The sequence below is a fragment of the Halobacterium bonnevillei genome (genome assembly GCF_009831555.1).
GTDB lineage: Archaea > Halobacteriota > Halobacteria > Halobacteriales > Halobacteriaceae > Halobacterium > Halobacterium bonnevillei.
In genome coordinates this window covers 1-3,759 of record NZ_WUUU01000230.1, presented here as the reverse complement: position 1 = coordinate 3,759, position 3,759 = coordinate 1, and the positions used below count along the sequence as shown (strand labels likewise).

General features: G+C 69.2%; 6 protein-coding genes and 1 pseudogene. 3 read left to right on the top strand and 4 right to left on the bottom strand.

The annotated features are described in order from the left end of the window. Positions 1-139 precede the first annotated feature (139 nt). Positions 140-532, bottom strand: coding sequence for a DUF7532 family protein (locus GRX66_RS17325; protein ID WP_159527629.1), 393 nt, complete (start codon positions 530-532; stop codon positions 140-142). 142 nt (positions 533-674) lie between these two features. Continuing rightward, positions 675-839 carry a hypothetical protein gene (locus tag GRX66_RS17320; protein ID WP_159527628.1) on the bottom strand — a complete coding sequence of 55 codons (165 nt, stop codon included), beginning with the start codon at positions 837-839 and terminating at the stop codon, positions 675-677. Positions 840-956: 117 nt separating this feature from the next. Between GRX66_RS17320 and GRX66_RS17315 the strand changes: the two genes are divergently transcribed. Further along, the gene (locus GRX66_RS17315; RefSeq protein ID WP_159527627.1) at positions 957-2,171 is read left to right on the top strand and encodes a PrsW family intramembrane metalloprotease; all 1,215 of its coding nucleotides are present in this window, start codon (positions 957-959) and stop codon (positions 2,169-2,171) included. Here the strand turns inward: GRX66_RS17315 and GRX66_RS17310 are convergent. Then, positions 2,165-2,800: a riboflavin synthase gene (locus GRX66_RS17310; RefSeq protein ID WP_325064176.1), complete on the bottom strand. Its 636-nt coding sequence runs from the start codon at positions 2,798-2,800 to the stop codon at positions 2,165-2,167. The two genes, GRX66_RS17315 and GRX66_RS17310, sit on opposite strands and share 7 nt — an antisense overlap. 80 nt (positions 2,801-2,880) lie before the next feature. Here GRX66_RS17310 and GRX66_RS17305 point away from each other — a divergent pair, with 80 nt between their 5' ends. Further along, positions 2,881-3,318, top strand: coding sequence for a cytidine deaminase (locus GRX66_RS17305; RefSeq protein WP_201293079.1), 438 nt, complete (start codon positions 2,881-2,883; stop codon positions 3,316-3,318). 31 nt (positions 3,319-3,349) lie between these two features. After that, entirely contained in the window at positions 3,350-3,586 is a 237-nt protein-coding gene (locus GRX66_RS17300; protein ID WP_159527625.1) for a DUF7533 family protein, read from the top strand. On the opposite strand, the pseudogene GRX66_RS17295 reads toward GRX66_RS17300, so the two are convergent. Further along, positions 3,580-3,759: pseudogene (locus GRX66_RS17295) on the bottom strand (M24 family metallopeptidase); the annotation flags it as partial. The gene GRX66_RS17300 and the pseudogene GRX66_RS17295 sit on opposite strands and share 7 nt — an antisense overlap.

Genomic DNA, 3,759 nt, shown 5'->3' with positions numbered 1-3,759 from the left:
GTCGACGTCGACCGGCGCGTCTCGAAGTCGGCGTCGAAGCGCTCCCGGATCGGCGGCGAGGCGTCGACGACGTCGAAGCCCTCGTCGAGCAACTGCCGCGTGAGCGCGGTGCTGTAGATGCCGCGGACGCGCACCCGGGTCATTCGAGCAGGCTCCGTTCGGCGGCGAACCGCACGCGGTCGTGGACGGTCGGCCCGAGCGACAGTTCCACGACGAGGGGGTGGGCGCTCTCTGAGCGCAGCACTCGCGCGCCGTCGACGTACGCGCCCCAGGTTTCGAAGCGCACGAACCCGCGGACGTCCTGGCTGTGCGTGAACAGGTCAACGTACTCGAGGTCGTGTTCCGGGAACTCGGCGACGGAGTGCGTCCGGTCCATGTCCGAGTAGACGGTGTCGAGGCCGTCGAAGAACGCCTCGACGCGGCGAGCGTCCGCCTGGGCCTGTTCGGTGACTGTCTGTTCGACCTCGTCGATGTCCGCCTGTGAGAGGCCGGCGTCCCGGAGTGCCGCCCGGGCCCGCTGGTCGAAGAGCATGCTCGTCCTTGGTGACGCGGGGTTTTGAGCGTTGCCGCCTCGCCGGTCCTCGGACGACATAGGTGGCTCTCGGCGGTCGCTACGGCTGGGTCGTACGTCGGTACGTCGCCGCGAAGAAAGCGCGGGGTGGAGGCGGGTGACTTCAGTCGTCCGCCGGCGTCGGGGTCACGCCGGTCGTCGGTCCGTCTGCTCGCGTTGCGTCCGCGTCGGCTTCGTCCGCCTCGTTGGCGTCGGTCGCTGTTCGTCGATTCGATTCGTGTGGCGGTGGCGATGAGTACAGCAGGCCGCGGCTCGGACTGTATGGCATTGTGGACGGAGAGCCCGGAAACGGAGTTAAGCGTACCCCTTTAGGTAATTAGTGTCATATAAGGACAGCTGGACGCCGCGAACACACTGAAGGGACCGGGTGCTGAAAGAACGCGCAATGGCGCCAGACGAGGATCCGGTACAGCGCGCGAGCAGCGACGACGCGGACCTCTACGACGTGGCGACGTGGGAGCCCCGGACGACGCTCGACCGGTTCGCCGCGTGGCTGTACGGCGGCATCGTCACGACGGCGCGAGCGTCAGTCGTCGCGCTCGCCGTGCTCATCGTCGTCGCGCAGTTCGCGGCCGCGCTCGGCCTCGTGTTCGTCGACCGGCCGGTCGTCGGCGTGTACGTCCTGCTGTCCGTCGTGCCGGCGCTGGCGATGGCGGGCCTCGTCTGGAAAGCGGACGTCACCAGGCGCGAACCGCTGGAGTTGCTCGTCGTGACGTTCTCGTTCGGGTTCCTGTTCGCGGGGTTCGCCGCGGTGCTGAACAGCGCGGTCTCCGGAGTGTTCTTCGGGTCGCTGAGCGAGCAGTCGCCGCTGTGGCTGCTCCTGCTCGCGCCCGCGCTGTACTACTTCCTCGTGGTCGGTCCCGTCGAGGAGGTCGTGAAGTGGCTGGCGGTCAGGCTGTACGCGTTCCGGAGCGAGCGCTTCGACGCCGTCGTCGACGGCGCGGTGTACGGCGCGGTCGCCGGCCTGGGGTTCGCGACCATCGAGAACGCGATCTACATCGCCCGCGAGGTCGTTCTCGCGTCGCAGGTCGCGGGGCCCGTGTCGGCCGCCGAGATCGGCCTCCAGACCGCGGCGGTGCGCACGCTCGCCGGCCCAGGCCACGTCATCTACTCGGCGTTCGCCGGCTACTACCTGGGGCTCGCGAAGTTCAACCCCGAGGACGCCGGCCCCATCGTCGTGAAGGGGCTGGTCGTCGCCTCCGTGCTCCACGCCGTCTACAACACCGTCGTGACGAACCTCACCATCTTCACGGACCCCCTCGGCGTCTCCGCCGGACTCGCGTTCATCGGATTCGTCGTCGTCTACGACGGCGGCCTGTTCTACGTCCTCTACCGGAAGCTGACGCGGTACCGTGCGGCCTACGAGGCGTCCGGCGCGGCCCGGGTCCACGACGCCCCCGCTGCCGGGGACAACGGAGATGGCGAAGAGGGGGAGAAGACCGAGGGCGGAGACGACGTCGAAGGCGGAATCAACGTCGACGGTGAGGACGGCCCCGAATTCGTGGACGGCGAAGCGCCAGAGGGGGGCGGTGTCGTCGAGGACTCAGCGACTGGCGTCGACGCTGGCGACGAACAGCGCCGCGAGAGCGACGGTCAGTAGGCGTCGAGGCGTTCGACGTACTTCGCGACGACGTCGACTTCGACGTTGACGCTGTCGCCGGGCTCGCGCTCGGACAGCGTCGTTCGGTCGTACGTGGTCGGCACGATAGCCACCGAGAAGGTGCCGGCATCGTCATCCACGTCGGCGACGGTGAGGCTGATGCCGTCGAGCGTGATGGAGCCCTTCTGGGCGACGTACTGCTCGTGGCCGTCCGGCAGCGCGAACGTGAACGTCCAGTCCTCGCCCACCTGCTCGACGGCGACGACGTCGGTGGTGGTGTCGACGTGCCCCTGGACGATGTGGCCGTCGAGGCGGCCGTCCGCGGGGAGCGCGCGCTCGAGGTTGACGACGTCGCCCTCGCTGACGGCGTCCAGCGTCGTCTTCTGGAGGGTCTCCGTGGCCGTGAACGCCGTGAACCACGCTCCGCCAGACGACCGGTCGCTACGCGACGACGCTGACTCCTCGCCCTCCGCGTGCTCCTCGACGGTGAGGCAGACGCCGCTGACGCTGATGCTCTCGCCGTGACTGAAACCGCTCAGCTCGTCCGTGGCGATGCGGAGTCGCCGGCCGTCGGGTTCGTCCACGACGCGCTCGACGGTACCCGTCTCCTCGACAATTCCGGTGAACACGCATCCAAATTCGTCATCCGTAACGAAAGTGTTGCGGAATGCGGCCGAAGACACTTGTACCGCGCCGAGAAGTCAGGGACGTGGACCTCGCCCCGCTCACTCCCGCCGACGAACGACTCGTCGACCAGGCTGCCGCTGCCGCCGAGGACGCGTTTTCGCCGCCCGAGAACGGCCGCTTCGAACACGCCGCGCACATCGTCACCGCGGCCGTGGAGACGACCAGCGGCGACGTCTACACCGCCGCGAGCCTCCCGGCGAGCGTCGGGCGGGCGTCGAACTGCGCGGAACCCGGCGCGCTCGGCGCCGCCGTCGCCGCCGGCGACCACGAGTTCGAGCGCATCGTCGCAGTCGAACACCCCCGCGGAAACGACGCCGACTACCGCGTCGTCCCGCCGTGTGGCGCCTGCAGGGAGCTCGTCGTCGACTACGGGGAGGACCTGCGCGTCGTCGTGCGCAGCGAGGACGGCGACACCGGCGTCGTCCGGGCCGCCGACCTCCTCCCCTGCCGGACGTGGTGAAGTTTTTCCACACTGAGCACCGACTAGGGGTGTGAAGCTACTGGACGTCGTCTCGCTGGCGGTCGCCGTGGCGTTCGCCGCGCCCGCCGCGCTCTTCGGCATCGAGACGATTGCGGCCGGCGACCCCACTGGGTGGGTGTTCCTCGGGTTCGCCGCCGGCATCCTCGCGTTCGAGCGCTACCTGACCCTGCCGACCGACGTCCCCATTCTCGCCGCGCAGCGCGTCACCGACGCCGTCGTCGAAGAACCCGACGACGAGAATCAGTAGTCGGATTCGGGCAGCACCGACCGCGGGAAGTCGCCGACGCGCTCGACGCCGTCTTGCGTGACGACGGCGAGGTCCGCCACCCAGACCGGCGCCTCGTCGTCCAGTTCTGCTCGAACCGCCAGCACCGCGCCCGGGTCGAGGGGTTCGTCGCCGACCGGTCGTTCGCGCCGTTC

What these genes read in the sequence shown, in the direction of transcription:
- GRX66_RS17325 (WP_159527629.1), bottom strand. Translation starts at nt 532, where the DNA reads ATGCTCTTCGACCAGCGGGCCCGGGCGGCACTCCGGGACGCCGGCCTC.
- GRX66_RS17320 (WP_159527628.1), bottom strand. Translation starts at nt 839, where the DNA reads ATGCCATACAGTCCGAGCCGCGGCCTGCTGTACTCATCGCCACCGCCA.
- GRX66_RS17315 (WP_159527627.1), top strand. Translation starts at nt 957, where the DNA reads ATGGCGCCAGACGAGGATCCGGTACAGCGCGCGAGCAGCGACGACGCG.